This window comes from Lentzea sp. NPDC059081, assembly GCF_042738015.1.
Taxonomy (GTDB): domain Bacteria; phylum Actinomycetota; class Actinomycetes; order Mycobacteriales; family Pseudonocardiaceae; genus Lentzea.
In genome coordinates this window covers 448,101-466,221 of record NZ_JBHYGW010000006.1, presented here as the reverse complement: position 1 = coordinate 466,221, position 18,121 = coordinate 448,101, and the positions used below count along the sequence as shown (strand labels likewise).

General features: G+C 68.2%; 12 protein-coding genes and 1 tRNA gene. 10 read left to right on the top strand and 3 right to left on the bottom strand.

The annotated features are described in order from the left end of the window. Window position 1: 1 nt before the first annotated feature. The 10 genes from ACFWV3_RS17540 (at window position 2) to ACFWV3_RS17495 (ending at window position 13,397) form a co-directional block, all read left to right on the top strand. Window positions 2-2,668 carry a hypothetical protein gene (locus ACFWV3_RS17540; RefSeq protein ID WP_382412312.1) on the top strand — a complete coding sequence of 889 codons (2,667 nt, stop codon included), beginning with the start codon at window positions 2-4 and terminating at the stop codon, window positions 2,666-2,668. Then, window positions 2,646-3,854: a hypothetical protein gene (locus ACFWV3_RS17535; RefSeq protein WP_382412311.1), complete on the top strand. Its 1,209-nt coding sequence runs from the start codon at window positions 2,646-2,648 to the stop codon at window positions 3,852-3,854. Before ACFWV3_RS17540 ends, ACFWV3_RS17535 begins: the two co-directional genes overlap by 23 nt. 1 nt (window position 3,855) lies before the next feature. After that, a complete protein-coding gene (locus ACFWV3_RS17530; protein ID WP_382412310.1) occupies window positions 3,856-6,201 on the top strand; it encodes a hypothetical protein in 2,346 nt (781 codons plus the stop codon). Continuing rightward, the gene (locus tag ACFWV3_RS17525) at window positions 6,201-7,745 is read left to right on the top strand and encodes a hypothetical protein (protein WP_382412309.1); all 1,545 of its coding nucleotides are present in this window, start codon (window positions 6,201-6,203) and stop codon (window positions 7,743-7,745) included. The genes ACFWV3_RS17530 and ACFWV3_RS17525 overlap by 1 nt, the downstream gene beginning before the upstream one ends. 864 nt (window positions 7,746-8,609) lie before the next feature. Further along, window positions 8,610-9,296 (top strand): (d)CMP kinase, encoded by a 687-nt coding sequence (gene cmk / locus ACFWV3_RS17520; protein ID WP_382412349.1) that lies wholly within the window; start codon window positions 8,610-8,612, stop codon window positions 9,294-9,296. Next, entirely contained in the window at window positions 9,293-9,925 is a 633-nt protein-coding gene (locus ACFWV3_RS17515; RefSeq protein WP_382412308.1) for a lysophospholipid acyltransferase family protein, read from the top strand. Before cmk ends, ACFWV3_RS17515 begins: the two co-directional genes overlap by 4 nt. Continuing rightward, complete coding sequence (gene der, locus ACFWV3_RS17510; protein WP_382412307.1) at window positions 9,922-11,343, top strand: ribosome biogenesis GTPase Der; 1,422 nt, start codon at window positions 9,922-9,924, stop codon at window positions 11,341-11,343. Before ACFWV3_RS17515 ends, der begins: the two co-directional genes overlap by 4 nt. A 62-nt stretch (window positions 11,344-11,405) precedes the next feature. Further along, on the top strand, window positions 11,406-12,038 hold the full coding sequence (locus ACFWV3_RS17505) for a response regulator (RefSeq protein ID WP_382412306.1): 633 nt from the start codon (window positions 11,406-11,408) through the stop codon (window positions 12,036-12,038). Beyond that, the gene (locus ACFWV3_RS17500; protein WP_382412305.1) at window positions 12,035-13,150 is read left to right on the top strand and encodes a sensor histidine kinase; all 1,116 of its coding nucleotides are present in this window, start codon (window positions 12,035-12,037) and stop codon (window positions 13,148-13,150) included. The genes ACFWV3_RS17505 and ACFWV3_RS17500 overlap by 4 nt, the downstream gene beginning before the upstream one ends. A 173-nt stretch (window positions 13,151-13,323) precedes the next feature. Then, window positions 13,324-13,397: transfer RNA gene (locus ACFWV3_RS17495), tRNA-Pro, on the top strand. A gap of 727 nt (window positions 13,398-14,124) precedes the next feature. Here ACFWV3_RS17495 and ACFWV3_RS17490 read toward each other — a convergent pair. Genes ACFWV3_RS17490 through ACFWV3_RS17480 form a run of 3 tightly spaced genes read right to left on the bottom strand, consistent with a single transcriptional unit; the run spans window position 14,125 to window position 18,079 of the window. After that, window positions 14,125-15,279 (bottom strand): hypothetical protein, encoded by a 1,155-nt coding sequence (locus ACFWV3_RS17490; protein ID WP_382412304.1) that lies wholly within the window; start codon window positions 15,277-15,279, stop codon window positions 14,125-14,127. After that, complete coding sequence (locus ACFWV3_RS17485) at window positions 15,276-17,204, bottom strand: hypothetical protein (RefSeq protein WP_382412303.1); 1,929 nt, start codon at window positions 17,202-17,204, stop codon at window positions 15,276-15,278. Before ACFWV3_RS17485 ends, ACFWV3_RS17490 begins: the two co-directional genes overlap by 4 nt. After that, window positions 17,201-18,079, bottom strand: a complete 879-nt coding sequence (locus ACFWV3_RS17480) for a hypothetical protein (RefSeq protein WP_382412302.1) — start codon at window positions 18,077-18,079, stop codon at window positions 17,201-17,203. The genes ACFWV3_RS17485 and ACFWV3_RS17480 overlap by 4 nt, the downstream gene beginning before the upstream one ends. Between the last annotated feature and the right edge of the window lie 42 nt (window positions 18,080-18,121).

Here is an 18,121-nt window from a genome sequence, read left to right as displayed (position 1 = left end):
GATGGCGGACGACTTCGACGCATACCGCGAGACCGTGCTCGACCCGTCGAGGACGGCGGGCAACGTGCCGCCCGCGGATCTGTTCGTGCGGTACCACCTCGAACCCGGTGCCGTCGGCGACCCCGCGGAGTTCACCCGCCGCGTCGACCTGGTGGTCAAGTACTGGCGCAAGCTCAAGCTGCAGAAGAAGTACCTGGCGCTCGCCACCGCGTTGCTGGCGGCGGACACGGACCTGCGGCGCAACAGCCTGCTGAACCTGGAGGCGTTCACCAAGCGGCGTGAGGAGAGCAGGGGAGACGCTCACGGGCGGCTCGACGAGGAGATCGCCGTCATCGCCGCGGACAGGCCTTGCGTCACGCAGGCCGGCCTGCGCCGGCTGGTCGCCTCGATGGACAACGTGTTCTCCGCAAAGGAGATCCAGGACGCCCTCGCGCAGCGCAACGTCAGGGTGATCGACCCTCCGTGGGAGCTGCCGCCGGGGCAGCCGATCCCCGCGGTGCGGTCGTTGCGCGCACCATTGACCGCGCTCGGCTTCCAGCTCTCGCCCGAGGCGCTGTTCGGCACCGAGGCCGTTCGCCAGGGGTTCACGCTGCGCAAGGGTTTCCGACTCGCCGACGGGCGGGCGGTGACCGTCGACGTGCTCGAGAAGGCGCGCGCCGAACAGTCGCGGAGCAAGCAGGACGAGCGCAAGACCGCTATGGACAACGTCATCGCCATCCTGCTCAACGCCGCCACCCAGGCCGCGAACCTGGATGAGCTGCTGCTGTGGGAGATGAGGGAACAGCTTCGGCCCGCGATCGAGGCGGGCGAATCGGACAAGCTCGTGGCGCTCGTGGCCACCAGGCTGGGTCTCGACGCCGAGGAGGCGATCGAGCTCGCCGTCACACTCGCCGGACAGAGCGGGGAGGTGCGGCGCGGCGACGACACGGCCGGTCAGGTCGCGGAGGCCCTGCGCGCGGGTGAGCTGCTGGAAGCCCGCAGACTGCTCGATGGAGTGCCGCCGGGAGACTGCGCCGAGCAGCGGGCGCAGCTCGACGAGGCTCTGCGGCGCGTGGCCGATCTCGTGGGACAGGCCGAGGAAGCTCTGCGCGGCGACGACTTCGAGGAGGCGGCCGGGTTGTTCGCAGCCGCCGCCGAGATCGCTCGCGATGACTACGCCCTCGAGGCTCGGCTGGCGGAGATCCCGCCGCCCCCGGTGCCGGAGGTGTCCGCCGGCACCGACTCCGGCCGCGTCGTGGTGAGATGGGTGCCGAGCCGCGCTCGCACTCCCGGCGTCCGGTACCGGCTCGTCCGTTCGGAGAGCGCGCCCGCGATGACGAGCGCGTCCGGGACCGCGGTGGTCGAGACGCAGGGCAACGAGGCGTCCGACGACCTGCCACCGCCCGCGGTTCCCCTGTACTACACGGTCTTCGCGTCTCGCGGCGAGGTGTGGTCGGCGGGCACGAGCGCGCCTGTGCTGGACGTGACGCCCCAGGTCAGCGACGTGGTGGTGCGCACGGACGAGGGTTCGGTGAGCGGGTCGTGGCACGCGCATCCGGCAGCGACCGAGGTGGTGGTGACCCGTGCCGCCGGGAACGGGGGTGCCGAACGCCGGATCCCTGTCACGGCGGCCGCGGCGACGTTCAACGACAACGACGTCGTCAGCGGCGAAACCTACGAGTACGCGTTCCGCGCCGTGTACCTGAACAAGAGCGGCGAGCGGCGGACATCCGACCCCGTGGTCGTCTCGGCGCGACCGGACGCCCGGCCCGATGCGGTGACCGATCTCGTCCACGAGGTCCGCCAGGAGCAGGGCAAGGCCGTGCTGGTCGTGGGGTGGCGACCGCCCCGGGCCGGCGCGGTCGAGTTGCGCACGTCGGCGAGCACCCCTCCATGGCCGGCGGGCACCCTGGTGACCAGGACCGAGGCACAAGGGTTCGGTCAGCCCGTCGGTGGCTCCGCGACGCCGGGTGACGACGGCCGAGTGCGGGTCGCGTTGCCGGTGCGCAGCGGCCGGGTGACGGTCACCGCGGTGACCGTGTCCGGTGACCACGCGGCGATCGGCGGCACCGTGACGCAGTCGCTGGTCGAACCGGTGACCGGACTCCGGACCGAGCGGTTCGGGGACGTGGTCAGGGTCCGCTGGGTGTGGCCCTCGGGCGCGACCGTCGTGCGCGTCCGCTGGTGGCCTGCCTCTGAAGGGGACACGCCGATTCACGTGGAGGAGCAGGAGATCTCCGCCCGCGTGCACACCGACTCCGGCGGTGCAGAGCTCAAGGTCGGCCCGGACTCCGCGGTCGTCGCACTGCAGGCAGTCGCGCAGGATCGGGACGGGGAGAGCGTCTCGGCCGCCGTGCGCGCCTCGGTGGCGGGACGGACGGTCACCGTCGCTTACTCGATCCGCCAGGCCGGCCTGTTCGGCAGGCGCCTCGACGTCACGTTCACGAGTGATCACGCTTGCAGAGCGCCCGGAATCGTCGTCGTGCACCGTGCGGACGGGATCCTCCCGCTCCGCGCCGATCGCGGCAGGGTGGTCGCCACGCTGCCGCCGTGCAGCTTGACAGCCGGAGTCCCGGTGACCGTGACGCTGCCGGAACGGGTCAGCCCGCTGTCCGGCCTCGCCTGCTTTCCCGACCCAGCCTCCACGACCTCCGACGAGGTGACGCTTGTTCCCCGCACTGCTCGGTAATGGGATGCACTGCCCGTACTGCTACCGGTCCTTCCGCGCCAAGGAGATCCGCTTTCGCTGTTCCGGCCGGGTCGGGACGAAGAAGCGGTGCGAGACGAAGCTCGACCGGGTCCTCGCCGACCAGATGGGCGATCACGACCCGCAGTACCCCGTGTTCGACGGTGACGGGCGCAAATCCACCGCGGTGCACGACGCGTGCCGCGCGGAGACCCACTACCGGGTCTGCCCGCGCTGTCACAGCCAGCTTCCCGTCCAGTTCGGACAGATCGACAGCAAGCTGATCGCGTTGGTGGGGGCCAAGGACAGTGGCAAGACCGTTTACATGACGGTGCTGCTGCACGAGCTGATGAACGATGTCGGCGCGCGGATCCGTGCCTCCGTCCTGGGCGCCGATGCATCCACGAACACCCGGTTCGAGAACGTCTACCAGCACGTCCTGTACGAGAAGCACGAGCTGTACCGGGCGACGCGCACCGCGAGCGCGGAGAAGGGTGGGCGGCGTCCTCTCGTCTTCAACCTCACAATTGGCGGCCGCAACAAGGTGCGTAGCACCCTGCTGTCGTTCTACGACACCGCCGGTGAGGACATGAACAACGAGCGCAGCATCGACCAGAACGTGCGCTACATGACGAGCGCGGATGGCATCGTCCTGCTCCTCGACCCGTTGCAGATGCGAGGGGCACGGCCGCACGCCGACGCGGACGCGTTGCTGCCCAAGCTCGTCTCCGCCGAGGACTCGCCGTCCGCCGTGCTGGCGAACATCATCAAGCAGCTGCAGGGCAGCACGAGCGTCAAGGCCGGCAAGCGCATCGACAAGCCGATCGCGGTGGCGTTCACGAAGATGGACGCCTTGCAGGGCTCCCTGCCACCGGGCAGTCCGTGGCACCGCACCCCACCGGACAGCGCTGTGTACAACGAGCCGGACAGCCTCGAAGTGCACCGGCACATGCAGGCGCTGTTGCACGAGTGGGCCGGCCGCAACCTCGACGAGACGCTGGCCAACAGCTTCACCCGGTACCGGTTGTTCGGGCTGTCCGCGCTCGGCGAGAGCCCCAGGCTGGAAGGGGAGGACACGCAACGGGTGTCCGACCGTGGTGTGCAGCCGCACAGGGTCGAGGACCCGTTCCTGTGGCTGATGAGCGAGTTCGGCGCCATCCGCAAGACGACGAAACCGGCAGGTGAGTGAGATGGGGTTCAGCCAGCTCTACTACACCTCCTGCGAACGGGGACTGTCCGGTCACCCCGGCTACCAGTTCAACGCGGCGACGCCGGGCGTGAGCCACGAGGCCATGGCCGAGGCGGAGAAGATGACCGGGTACGAACCACCCGGCTCACTCACGTACGGCGCGGACGCCGCCGCGATCGCCGCGGCGCCGGTGAACCTCTGCTACCAGCCGGGGGCCACCAGGACGATGCTGGCCCAGGTCGCGTTCGTCGGCACCGACTACTCGCGCCGGTTCGGCAACTACTTCGCGCACACGCTCGTCACCTCGAACCCCCGCGCGGACTTCGGGGACGTGCTGCCGATCGAGCTGTGGGGTTCGGCGCTGTGGAGCAGGGAACCGGTCGACGACCCGGCATTGCCGGCACTCGGCGGCCTCGTGCCCGGTGCTCTGGACCGGGCCGCCGCCGCGGCGTTCGTCGAGGCGCATCCGGGAAGGGCACATCTGCCCGCGTTGCTGACCGCGATCGACCTCGCGTTGCGCCCAGGAGGCCGCAGGGTCGTCGTGGTTGAACGCGACGCGGCCACGGTGGCCGGCTGGATCGCCGCGGCCTCGTACCTCCTGCCACAGGAGAGCGTGCGCCAGATGTCGTTCGCCACTTACGAGCACGAGCCGCGGTACAGCGGCATGCACGTGGTGGGCACACTCGCCGAGTCCGAGGTGAACAGGGCGGCGTTCGACACCTACCACCTGTTCGACTTCGTGGCGGACGAGATCAGCCCTGTTCCGGTGCATCCGCTGGCCGAGTACCTCGCCGAGACCGTCGGCGTGGAATCGGCGGAGGCGCAGTGGCAGCGGGCCGCAGCGCTGGCCGAGGGCGACGAGCACGGTCTCGACGGATGGCATCCTGTGGTGCTGGCGGACGCTGGCACAGGTGCGGCCGTCGTGGCGCCGTGGCTCACCGAACACGCACCACGGCTCGGTGGGAGGACCGTCGAACAGATCGGCTCCCTGCTCGACGTCGGGGAGTGCTCGCTGGACGTGCTCGCCGGGATGGCGCAGGCGGCCGGCGCCGTCGGTGCCGCGGTGTTCGCCGAGGCGGTCGAGTTGGCCTGGGCGAAGAGGTTCATCGAGTCGGTGCCCGCCGGGCAGGCGCTGCCGGTGCGGTCGGCCACCACCCGCGACTACGTGGCGGCGGCGCTGGCGGAGCGGTTGCCGCGCGTCGACGCCCACAGCGCGGCGGCGTTGCTGAACTGGGCCGGGGCGTGCGGTATCCGCATACGGGACGACGTGCAGTACCAGACCGGAGTCCGAGCCGTCGGACCGGCGGCGTTCGACGAGGGCGCGGCGGAGTGGCTGGTCCCGTTGCTGCGCTCGTGGCCAGGCTTGGGAGACGGCATCGTGGCGCACATCTCGTCATCCGTCCGCGCCAGGCTGTCCGATGTGGTCGATGTCGTGTCGTCGGACCTCTCGCCCGTCTTGAGGTTGCGGGACGCGCCAGGACTGGCCGTCGCCGTGTCGATCGCGGACGCGAAGGCGGGGCGGATTCCGCCGACAAGGGCACTGGCACGGGTGACGGACTCCGGGTACGTGCCGGTCGAGGTGTTGACGTTGCTGTGGCCGGACGGCTGGACGCACCACGACGCGTTGTTGCTGCTGGAGAACGTGGAAAAGCGGTTGTTCTGCGAGTCGCCTTTGCTGGAGTGGCTCAACTCCGTGTTGCTGACGCCGGTGTCCGGCGGCGACACCTACGACCGGCTGTGCGCGAAGGTGCGCGAGGAGCCCGTGCTGGAGGTTCTGCCGCGGGACACGGTCAAGCGGATCACCGCCCGGTTCGAGGCGGCTTCGCAGGTGGACCGGATGGTTCGGGCTCGGTCGGAGCAGCAGTTCAGTCATGCCATGAACGAGTTCATCGGCGCGTACCGCGGCACCCGCAACGAGCACCGTCGCACTGAGCTGATGGCGGTGCTGATCAGCAAGGCGGGGGAGATCCCGCCGGACCGGTTCGCGGTGCTGTACGCGCGGCTGCAGGACCTGCGCGACGCCTACCGGGCCGCGGCACAACCTTCCCTCGAACCGCGCCAGGCCGATCCCGCGGTCGCCGCCGACCTGCTCATGGTGGCGCGGTACCTCGGCGACGTTGTCGGAGTGCGGGGGACCAACGCCATGCGCCACGAACTCCACGAGCAGATCCTGCCGGCCGTGCGGAAGTGGCGACGTCCGTTGGTGCGCCAGGTTCTCGACCTGCTGCGGCGGCGCGGACCGCAGGACTTGGCGGACTGGTTCGCTCACAAGTCCCAGGCCTACGCGGGAAATCCACTGGCGAGGTTCGCGCTTGAGCAGATGCGCTCCAAGAAGCGGAGTCGGTGATGCTCGTGATCCTGGTGATGGCGCTGTTCCTCGTGGTGTTCGTCCCGCCGCTCGTCGCGGCGATGGCGTTCGCTCACAAACTGCTGCGCGGGTACGTGGTCTCGCTGGCGGCCGGTTACGGGATGGGCAAGGAGGCCAACGCCGCCACGGCGAAGAGGCCCCCGGCGAAGCGATCGGCCAAGGAGGAGCCCGCGTGGGACTTCTACCTGCGTGGTCAGGCGTGGCGCGACATCGTCCACGCGCACCGCGCCGGTGCGGCCGCAGCGCGCGGTGTGATCGTCAAGCGCGCCAAGGAGATCGGGGAGAAGTACTTCAAGAACCCGGTGGGCAAGAACTGGTTCGGAGTGTTCCACTACCTCGGTCTCGCGCTCGGTCTCCTGCTGGCGTTCGCGGCCCTCGCGAGCGCAGGGGTGGGGGCAGGGCTGTCTCTCCTGCTGCTGCTCGGACTCAGCTACTTGGCGCTGTACATGTTGCGGCTCGTCGACGTCGTGATGCTGAGGGTCCGCGGGATCACCATGACGTGCAAGGTGTGCGGACATCGGGTGAACAAGGTGCTGTACGGGTGTCCCGGCTGCAAGACGACGCTGCACGGCGACGTTCGGCCGGGCCGCTACGGCATGACCTATCGCAGGTGCCAGTGCGGCAAGCCGTTCCCGTCGCTGATGGTGCTGATGTGGTTCATCAAGCAGGACGACAAGCCCACGCTGTGGTGCCCTCGCTACCGCGAAGGTGAGGAACCGCACCAGCTCACCGGCCACACCGGGGAGATGGCCGAGATCGTGCTGCCGGTGTTCGGCGCGCCCAGTGCCGGCAAGACGCAGCTGATCACCGTGCTGATCATCGCGATGGAGGCGATGACGACTCGGTCCGGCGGTGACTTCACCTACGCCGACGACCAGAGCAGGAAGTGGGCGGAGGACGGCCAGCGCAAGCTTGCCGCCACCTCACGCCCGGACAAGACCAAGGTCGCCACCAAGGGAGGTGTCGCGCCACCCGCGTGCTCGGTGCTCGTCGCACCGCGTCGCGGCACCCGCAAGCTGGTGCATGTATTCGACGCCGCCGGTGAGGTCTTCAGCAACGCCAAGCAGATCCAGGAGCTGCAGTACTTCCGGATCGCGCGGACGTTCGTCTTCGTCGTCGACCCGATGTCGATCAAGTCCGTGTGGGACGAGTTCGACAGCGTCGAGCGCGAGACGCTCGAGGAGCGGCGCGCACAGCAGGAGCCGCACGTCACGTTCTCCGAGACGGTGTCGACCATGACGGCCATGGGCGTGGATCTCAGCAAGATCCACTTGGCCGTTGCCGTGAGCAAGGCTGACCTGATCAGGCGGATGCTCGCGGACGTCGACACCGAGGACTCACTCGCGATCAAGGAATGGCTACAGGGCGTCGGCCAGGGCAACATCGTCCGCCGCATGGAGGCGACCTTCAAAGAGGTGACGTTCTTCCTGACCGCCGCGCTGCCCGACGAGCACAACGACGCGCACCCGAGCGTCGAGGCGTTCACCGGCCGCACCCTGGCCGACGAGGGACTCCGCCTCTAGAAAGGTAGATCAGACGTGCACAAACAGCCATACCACCGATGGCGGGTGACCACGTTCGTGCTGACCGTGACCATCGGATCGATCATCGTGCTGGTGTTCCTGCTTTTCGTCGTGTTCGGTGTCCTGGGGCTGGTGATGGCACCGTTTGGTTAAGTCCACAATGGATCCGGCAGGCGGCCGAAACGCTGTTGGCCAGGGGTGCGACGGACCAGCGTGACGTACGCGGCCTCGCGAGAGCAGATCGGCGAGGCCGGAACCGTTGTTGTGGAAGCGCCCGCCATGTCGCCTGGCAGCTCCACCTGCACGGTTCCAGCTGACGCGGCTGTATCGGCAGTACGGGGGTATCAGCCGCAGGTCGCCAGGATCCTCAACGACCACACCTCTACCACAAGGAAAGGACCTCGTCCGGCCCAGGTTCGGTGCCGGACTGGTCTACCGGCTGGTGGGGAAGTACGAGGAGCGGCTGGTCTTCACTCAGGGCGTGCCGATCTTGAGTCGCACGTGCTGGGCCACATGCGGCGGTAGTGCGCCTTGGACGACATCGCCCTGCTCGACAGGTCCGTCAGTCCGCGCGGTGCCGGCGGTTCCGCGATGGCTGCTACGCGGGGAGACCACCAGCGTCAGTCGTGGGACACGACCCGGTGTCGACATCTGGGACGAGGTGTTTCGGACGCCCTCGAGGAGCTCCTGCTGAGCCATCTGCCGCACCTCTCCTGGGGGTCCCCGTCCCCGTTCCCTCCTCGTGAATGACGTGGTCCGGCTCTCCGGGGCGTCCCGGTGCCGATGTGAGCGTCCGCACCAGGCACAATGTGGACCGTGGGTGTCTCGGAGGGAGCTGTGGTGGGCCAGGGTCAGTTGCGCGGCGTGGTGGCACTCGACGGACCGGCCGGCACCGGCAAGTCCACCGTCGCGAAGCGCCTCGCCACGGCGTTGGACGCCCGCTACCTCGACACCGGCTCGATGTACCGGGCGGTCGCGCTGGCGGTGCTGCGCGCGGGCGTCGACCCGGCCGACGAGGTGAAGGTCTCCGAGGTCGCGGACAACGCCGTGCTCGTCGTGGGCACGAGCCCCGAGAAGCCGGGCATCACGCTCGACGGCGACGACGTCGCTGCCGAGATCCGCGGGCCCGAGGTGTCGCTGGCCGTCTCGCCGGTGTCCGCGACCAGGCACGTGCGGGAGCTGCTCGTGGCCCAGCAGCGCGCGATCATCGCCGACGCGCTGGACCACGTGGGCGGGATCGTCGTCGAGGGGCGCGACATCGGCACGGTCGTGTCGCCCGAGGCGCCGCTGAAGGTCTTCCTGACGGCGTCGGCGGACGCGCGGGCCGCGCGCAGGACCAAACAGGACACCGCGGCCGGCCGTCAGTCCACTGTGGACGCCGCGCTGGCCGACGTGCGGCGCCGCGACAAGTACGACTCCTCGCGTGCCGTGTCGCCGATGAAGGCCGCCGACGACGCGGTCGAGGTCGACAACACCGAGCTCGACCTCGCGGGCACCGTGGACGCGTTGCTGGACCTGGTGCAACAGCGCGGGCTGCGGGTGACAGGGTGACCCTTCCCCGCGGGAGCTCGCCGTGGCTCACCGATCTCGGCCGGTGGATCGCGCGCGTGCCGTACGCGTGGCAGTTCCGGATTCGGGTGCACGGCCGCGACCGCGTACCCTTGAGCGGCGGCGTGGTCGTCGTCGCCAACCACAGCTCGATGACCGATGGGCCGATCCTGTTCGGTGTGCTGCCCCGGCGCGTGACGTTCCTGATCAAGCAGGAGATGTTCAGCGGCGTCGTGGGCCACCTCCTGGGCAGGATCGGGCAGATCCCCGTCAAGCGGGGAGAGGCTGACCGCACCGCGCTGACCAGCGCGTTGTCCGTGCTCAAAGCCGGTGGGGTGATCGGGGTCTTCCCCGAGGGCACCCGCGGCGAGGGCGACGTGGCGAACGCGCAGAACGGCGCGGCGTGGCTGGCCAAGACCTCCGGCGCGGTGGTGCTGCCGGTCGCCTGCCGCGGGACCTACCAGGCCAAGGGCTTCCGGCCCGAGGTCGACGTGCTGATCGGTGAGCCGTTCCACCTCCCCGAGGGGAAGGGGCGGGCGGCCCTGGGCGTTGCCACCGAGCAGGTGCGCGACCGCCTGGCGACACTGGTCGCCGAACTCGATGGACTTCGTGTGAGTGAGGGAAGACGATGACGGACCTGGACGGCACCTGGGAGGACGAGGCCGACTGGTCAGCCTTCGACGACCTCGACGGCACGGGGGAGGACGAGTCCGCGCCGCCGCAGCCGGTGCTCGCGGTGGTCGGACGGCCGAACGTCGGCAAGTCCACGCTGGTCAACCGCATCATCGGCCGCCGTGAGGCCGTGGTGCAGGACGTGCCGGGCGTGACGCGTGACCGGGTGGCCTACGACGCGCTGTGGAACGGCCGCAAGTTCACCGTGGTCGACACGGGCGGCTGGGAGCCGGACGCGCAGGGCTTGCAGGCCGCCGTGGCCGCGCAGGCCGAGCTCGCGATGGCGACCGCCGACGTGATCCTCGTGGTCGTGGACGCGTCCGTCGGCGCGACGACGACCGAGGAGGCCGTCGCGAAGGTCCTGCGCCGGTCCAAGAAGCCGGTGATCCTCTGCGCGTCCAAGGTGGACGACGACCGCCTGATGGCCGACGTCGCGTCGCTGTGGTCGCTCGGCCTCGGCGAGCCGTTCCCGGTGTCCGGCCTGCACGGCCGCGGCTCCGGCGACCTGCTCGACGTGATCCTCTCGAAGCTGCCGGAGACCCCGCGCGACGACTTCGGCGCCCGCGGTGGTGGCCCCCGCCGCGTCGCCCTGGTCGGCAAGCCGAACGTGGGCAAGTCGTCCCTGCTCAACCGCCTGACCGGCGAGAACCGCTCGGTCGTCGACTCGGTCGCCGGCACCACCGTCGACCCGGTCGACTCGCTGGTGGAGCTCGACGGCGAGGTCTGGCGCTTCGTCGACACCGCCGGCCTGCGCAAGCGCGTGAAGTTCGAGAGCGGCGCGGAGTACTACGCCTCGCTGCGCACCAAGTCCGCGATCGAGACCGCCGAGGTCGCGATCGTGCTGCTGGACTCGCACGAGCCGCTGTCGGAGCAGGACCTGCGCGTGCTGACGATGGTCGTCGAGTCGGGCCGCGCGTGCGTGCTGGCGTTCAACAAGTGGGACCTCGTCGACGAGGACCGCCGCAACGAGATGGTCCGCGAGCTCGAACGCGGCCTGGTGCGCGTGCCGTGGGCCGACAAGGTCAACATCTCGGCCCTCACCGGCCGCGCCGTCCACAAGCTCGCCCCGGCCCTGCGCACGGCGCTGAACTCGTGGGACACGCGCGTCCCGACCGGCCGCCTGAACCAGTGGCTGACCGACCTGATCGCCGCCACCCCGCCGCCCGTGCGCGGCGGCAAGCAGCCGAAGGTCCTGTTCGCCACCCAGGCCTCCACCCGCCCGCCGACGTTCGTGCTGTTCACGACCGGTTTCCTCGAGGCCTCGTACCGCAGGTTCATCGAGCGCAAGCTGCGCGAGGAGTTCGGCTTCGAGGGCAGCCCGGTCCGCATCTCCGTGCGCGTGCGCGAGAAGAAGAAGGCCGGCGCCGGCAAGAAGTAGTTCTTCAGGATCACCTGGCTGATCTATTTGCCCTCCGGCCGTGCGTGCGGTTGGTTGGGTTGGTGGCCGTAAGCGTGGTGCTAGCCGACGACGAGGCCCTGCTGCGGCGGGGCCTCAAGGTCCTCCTCGAAGCCGACGGCAGAGTCGAGGTGGTCGGCGAGGCCGCCGACGGCGCCGAGCTCGTCGACGTGGCCACGGCCCACCTGCCCGACGTGGCGCTGGTCGACGTGCAGATGCCCGGCGTGGACGGCCTGGAAGCGGTGCGCAGACTCCGCGCGTGGGCCACCCCGCCCGCCATCGCCGTCCTGACCACGTTCGACCTGGACGACTACGTGGCCACGGCCCTCGACCTGGGCGCTCAGGGCTTCCTGCTGAAGGACGCCGAACCGGACACCCTGGTCCAAGCCGTGGTGGACCTGGCAGCCGGCGGCGCGGTCCTGGACCCGCGCATCACCGCCCGCCTGCTCCCTCGCCTGAGGGGCTTCCGAGCCAACCGCCAGCTGGACTCCTTGTCAGCCCGCGAACGCCAAGTGCTCGAACTGGTGGCCGGCGGCCGCTCGAACCACGCGATAGCCGACGAGCTCTGCCTGTCCGAGGCAACGGTGAAGAGCTACGTCTCCACCGTCCTGACGAAACTGGGCGTCGAGAACCGGGTGCAGGCGGCCTTGGTCGCCCACCAGGTCGGTGTGTGGTGAAACGGCTGCTGCGGGAGCTCCTCACCGTGACCCTGGTCGTGGGCGTGGTTATGCTGACCCAGGACCGTCCGTTCCCGTGGTCGCTGTGGACAGCTCTGGCAGCATCGTTGCTGCTCCCTCTACGCCTCCGCTGGCCCTGGCTGACTTCACTGCTCTGCGTCCCGGCCGTCGCAGGCGGCCTGGGCTGGGCCCCAGCGCTGGTAGCCCAGTACCGCCTGGGCCGCAAGGAGAAGTCCTTCCCCGTCCAGCTCTTCTGGGTCCTTTCCCTGACCTTCGCCGCCATCACCCCAGTACTCCTGACTGGTTCGATTCCCCTGGCGCCGCTGCTACTGGCCTCCGCGTTCGCCTTCGGCCTGGCAGCGGCTCCCACGGCCCTGGGCGCCCTGGTCACCACCCGCAAGGACCTGACCCGCTCACTGCACGAAACCCGCAGAGCCCGCGCGGCCGAGCTGGAAGCCCAGGAAACCTCGGCCAGAGCAGCAGAACGAGCCCGCATAGCCCGCGAGATCCACGACGCCGTAGGCCACCACGCCACCCTGATAGCCGTGGAGTCAGCAGCCCTCGCATCCACCGCCACCGACCCGTCCGTGCGAGACACAGCCCTGCGCTTGCGTTCCCTGGCAAAGGAATCCCTGTCGGAGATGCGAGCCGCCCTGGGCCTGCTGAACTCCTCCGACGTGGCCTACCCGTCCGTGTCCGAACTGGTGGACCGAGCCCAAGCCGCAGGCGTCTCCGTAACGCTGTCGGAAACAGGCGACGGGATGTTGTCGCCGGCCATCTCCAGGGCCTTGTTCAGGGTTGTGCAGGAAGCTCTGACGAACGTGACGAAACACGCCCCAGGCGCAGCCGTGACCGTGACAGTGGACCGCTCCTCACCAGTACGAGTGGCCGTCGTGAACGGCCCAGGCGCATCGCCTGTGTCGGCTGACCGAGGCGGCGCGGGCCTGCACGGCCTGTCCGAACGAGTCCGCCTGGCAGGCGGCACCCTGACCACCTCGTACCGAGCGGACGGCGGCTTCAGCGTCAGCGCCGTCCTACCACCCGGTAAGTCGAAGGTTGACGGACAAGACTCGACTTTCGGCGGTGGTGGCACTGGTCCGACCGGCGCATAGTGGACGCTGTCGGTCGAGGATCGGGGGATCGGTCGGACCGAGGGACGCGGGGACCCGAACTTCGGGTCCCCGCCGTATATCCGCAGGTAGCGACCGTTGTGGGGTCCCGTTTTTGATCTCTGTCCGCGGTGTTGTACGATTCTTCCTGCACGCCGGGGAACCGGGAGTGTGGCCGGGACGTGGCGCAGTTTGGTAGCGCACTTGACTGGGGGTCAAGGGGTCGCAGGTTCAAATCCTGTCGTCCCGACGGTCTGAATCAGCCCGCTGATTCTGGGTGAAATCCCAGGTCAGCGGGCTTTTTCGTGCGCTCGAAACGATCTTCGCTTGATCATCAATTTCATGATCAACAGGCGGATGAAGGAGTGAATAAGGAGCCGCTGGCTCCTTCGTTTTGACCAACGCCAAATGGGGTCGCCACGAACGGGTGAACTTGCCGAACGGCGCTGAACAAGCGTCAATCTGCGGGAACTGACGTCGGCATCAAACTGGCCTAGTGGCGTGCTGCCGCGACTGAACTAGCAGGAGGCGGCGTTGCGACTCGCGGCCATTCTCATGATCTTGTCGCGGTAGGGCGACAAGATCGTCGAAGTGCTGGAGACTACGCGCGGCAGCACATTTTCCCGGTGAGCTGGGATCCCTTTTCAATCTTACGTGCTGGTCGAGGAAGTCGCCCGCAGCATCGGATAGGGCCCTGTACACATGACCAAGCGCTCTCGGGCACTGTCGTCGCGGAGGTCCAGGAGATGTTGGTGGTGGTCGAGCATGCGGAGTTGGGTGACTTTTCGGGGCGTGCGTGGCAAGCGGTGCGGTTGAGTCGTGCGGATGCGTCGCCGCTGTATGAGCAGCGCTGCACAAGACTTTCTGAGTGAGCATCCGCTGTGGCCGAGCGAGCTTTCGACGAGGTCGGTCCGATCGCGGTGGCCGTGGCTGCGTCGCACTGGCTGCGTGTCGCCGCCAGGATTGCGAGCGAGGTGTCAGGTGTCGCCCCTGCGAGTGTGATCGTCCGCGTCCGTTTCGCGTGGGTCTTTCGTGAACGACTCGTGCACTCCGTATCGGTGGCGTGCTTCGTCGGCGAGGTCTGAGTGTTCGTGGCGGTCCAGCAGATCTGCCAGATGATGGCCGAACAAGACGTTGTGCTCGTCGCCCGGACGGGGGAGCAAGTCGTCTGGGGAGTTGACTTGCTCGGCATGGCTGTCGACAGTGCCTGAGCTGTCCACAACGAACACCGTCTGACCATTGGAATCGGCTGAGCTGCCGTTGGCCAGGTCGAAGAGGATGTCGTGTTGTGCCGATGTGGGCCGCAGGTGTTCGGGCAGCAGGTGCCGGAATGCGCCGTCCACCTTCGCGTCGTTGGCCGCCGCCGAGAGCTGGGCGAGTGTGCCGATCAAGTCGACCGTTTCCCGGACCCTCGTCCGGTCTTGCGCCAACCACCACACCACGGTGCTGCCAACGCTGGTGAGGACCTCCTCGCCCAGGTACGAGCGCACCATTCGCTCGTGGTCGATCCGCAGCACATCGAGCTGCCGCTGCCTGCGCAAACTCGACAAGTCCTGCAGGTGAGCGCGATGTTCCTCACCAACGGTCAGCTTTGTTGCCGTCGCCCAGGCCATGACCGCGTTCGTGTCGTCGGGCGCCGGCTGGCCCAGTGTGGATGCGAGCACGACCGCAGCGGCGACGCTGTCCTCGGGATGGTGCAGTTCGGTCACCTGGCGGGCTCTCTTGAGCACTGCTTGAACGGCCAGAGCCGCGGGCTCCGCGTGCGTTACCCCAGAGCCGTACCCCTGTGCGAGCCAATGCACGGTGCCGTCGAAGGCGAATGGGATTTCGTCGACTGAGCTGGGCAGGCGCACGGGGGTGATCGACACGGTGGCAGGCGGGTCTGCTGCCGGGGGTGGTTCGGGTGGCGGTGAGTGCTGCTCAGCGCGCTCCTGTTCCCGTTCGCGCCGCCACTGCTCGGCCAGAATGCTCTGCTGGATGTGGTGTTGACGACGACGTAGCACCACCACCGCGGTGGCGGTGAGCAGAACGATCACCATTACGGCGGTGACCCAGGTGGCCCACTCGAAGAGCGCACCCACGCAGATTGGCAACAACAGGGAGAACGTCGTGCCTGCTGCCACCTCCTTCATGCTCCTGTCCATCCCTGTCCCTTCGGTTCGTCGATGCGCAGTGCCGTGTTGATGTGCCACAGCAACGTTCGGACGCGCTCGGTGGCCGTTCGCCGTGTCGCCGCGTCCTCTTCGCGCCGTGCCCGAGCCGAGGCCAGCACGAAGAGATCGTTGAGCAGGGCCACCCGGCCGTCGCATGCCTCCACAAGCAGTGCTGGATGCTTGCCGATCCACTCCCACAACTTCGCGGGCGCGATGTCGTGCGTGCTGACGCTGAACAACCGCCGCCACAGGTTCAGCAGGTTGCGCCTCGTATGAGGCTCCCGAGCCATGCGCGGGGGCACGTTGAGGTCGAGCAGGATGTCGCGGTCGGTTTCTCCCAAGTCGCCTCGAACCAACCGGTAGAGCAGCCACCTCTGGAAGCCGTAGCGCTCCGTCGAACCGATCAGCGCGTCGTGTGCGGCAGACCGCACCGAACTGTCGTTGTGACGGGTGAAGTGGTGCAGCCGGACCAGCGCCTGCGGTGGCTGGTTCGGAGCTATGTCGTCCACGCACACGGCTATCAGCACCTGGGCGAACGGAGCCGGCAGGTTGTGTTCGCGTGAGCGGAAGTAGACGTACTCCCTGAACTTCTTCGACCACCTGTCGTGGCGCAGTCCGATCGCCAGTGCCTGTGCCGCCAGTTCGGGCTTGCCCTTGGCATCATTTCCGGCCCACCTGCGTGCCAGGTTCATCAGCGGCTCGGGAGGGCCTGTGAGCAGTACCAGTTCGGCAAAGCGGTCCAGCAGGTCGGCTGCGGTCTGGTGCGGCGTGGTCGGCAATGAAGGGACGGCCTGAACCCATTGCTCCACCCGGTCTCGCAAATCCGGGAAGTAGGTCCAGAAATGGGTGCGCAGGGCGCTGTCCATGGCGAGGTCGGTGAACTCCACTGTGCGACGCCCGTCGACGCGCAGGGTCGCCTGTTTCATGCGCTCGGCCAGGTGGGCGCCGTCCAGGACGTGTCGGTCCTCGCGGGGGAGCCGCACCATTCCACCGAAGACGGCTTCAGCCGAGACCATGGCTTCCAGCGGTGCTCCTGGTAGAAAAGCGGCAACGACCAGCAGGGCTCGCGCCGAAGCACGTTGTTGGTCGGTGAACAGCTTCGCCGCATTGGCGGCTCGATCGAGCCGGGCTCCCAGCGCTGCGGACAGCCACTCCGTCAGGTTCGTGCCACGTCCCGTGTCACGTGCTTCGACAGTCAGCTGAGCCAGGGCCGCGATGTCGCCCACCGTGGAGTTCCGCAGGTAGTCAGGCAACCGGTCTGCGGAGGGCAGCGGGTCGGGAAGGTTGATGTCAGCGGGAGCAAGGTGTGCTTGCAGGACCGCGGTGCCGTCAGGACGTTCGAACCTCACGACGAGCGCGGCCAAGGACGCGGCCAAGTGCTCGACCTGATCGGAGCGCACGACTACGACGAGGCGGGCTTTCTTCTCGGCCACGGCCGCGCGGTAGAACTCCAGCTGCGGCTGCAGTTCGCGAACGCGAGCCTCGTCCGTCTCGCGCAGGTCGAGCAGGAGCGGTTCACCAGGTCGTAGTTCCTCGACGTCGAACGCGTCTTCGTCTGGATCGTCGGTCCTGTCGTCCAGCACCCGCAGCCGGTCTACGTCGTTCCTGCCGACATCGGTCAGCAACATGAGCGCGGTAGTGCGTCTGCCGGATCCGTCCTGCGCGGTCAGGACGGCTGTGCTGGACACGGTGAACGCGTCGAACGGGAACCGCGCCGGCCGGACGAACCGATCGGCCAGGCGGCGGATCTCCTCGCCCGCTACGACGCGCAACTCGCGTCGTCGTCGCAAGGGGATGTGGAGGAAATTGATCTGCGTCCCGTTGCCGCTGTTGACGTTGCCGGTGCCCTGGAAGTCATAACTGGTGGTGGTTGGGGTGACCGGCGTTCCGATGTCGGTCATCACGACCCGCGCCTGTCGTAGTACCGGGTATCGGCGCCGTTGAACTGGTTGCCCGCACCGCTGTTGACGTTGCCCGTGCCGTGGAAGGTGTAGTTGGTGTTCCCCTGGTTGACGTGATCGCGACTTTGGGAGAGAACACCTCGCACGTCCTGAGAGCTGTTGGTCGTGGAGCCTGCTTCCTGCGGGCGGTCCTCGGTGCTCGCGTGTTCGTCGATGCCTTCTCCGCCCGGTTCGGTACGCGGCAGGAAACCGCTGTGCAGCAGGTCGCCGGTCGGTGAAGGAACCCTGAGGTACGCCACGTCGGTCAACTGCTTGACCTGAACCGGCGCTGGTACGTACAGGTCTTGGGAATCTTCGGTGTAGCCGCCGACGACTGCATCGTGAAAAGCGCGGACGGACACGATTGCCGCGACTCGGGTGGCAGGACCGGAGCGGGACAGCAGATCGCGCACGGGCTGGGCGTCCAGCAGCCGGTGTGTTTCCACCCTGGATGCCCCGCTGCCCTCGCTCATCAGCTCCTGACCGGAATCGGTGACCGCGCCGATGTTGACGCTGACCCGCATCCGGAGTGGCATCGGGTCAGCGCGTACTTGGTCGCGGTAGTCCAACTCGTCCTGCAGGCCTTGGAGGAACGGAGTCAGCAACAGCGGAAGCACTGCGGACGGGAAGCCCATCGCGCAACCGTCGCCGGTGCTGATGAAGAAGCGCCTACCGGACCACACCTCGATCAGGCCGCAGCGTTCGAAGGCCGACCGCAGGATCACCGGCACCAGGTCGGTCACCTCAGCCTGGTACCGCCCAGGCACACCGCTGAATTCCTTGATGTCCACCACCAGCAGAGCGCGGTAGGGCGGTAGTTCGGACGCCTTGTGGACCACGTCTTCCTCCTCGTCGTGTACTTGACGAGGAGCTTGGCGATC

Bases quoted from the DNA above. Each gene is read 5' to 3' on its own strand.
- ACFWV3_RS17490 (WP_382412304.1), bottom strand. From the start codon at position 15,279: ATGAAGGAGGTGGCAGCAGGCACGACGTTCTCCCTGTTGTTGCCAATC.
- der (WP_382412307.1), top strand. From the start codon at position 9,922: ATGACGGACCTGGACGGCACCTGGGAGGACGAGGCCGACTGGTCAGCC.
- ACFWV3_RS17530 (WP_382412310.1), top strand. From the start codon at position 3,856: ATGGGGTTCAGCCAGCTCTACTACACCTCCTGCGAACGGGGACTGTCC.
- ACFWV3_RS17540 (WP_382412312.1), top strand. From the start codon at position 2: ATGGCGGACGACTTCGACGCATACCGCGAGACCGTGCTCGACCCGTCG.
- ACFWV3_RS17525 (WP_382412309.1), top strand. From the start codon at position 6,201: ATGCTCGTGATCCTGGTGATGGCGCTGTTCCTCGTGGTGTTCGTCCCG.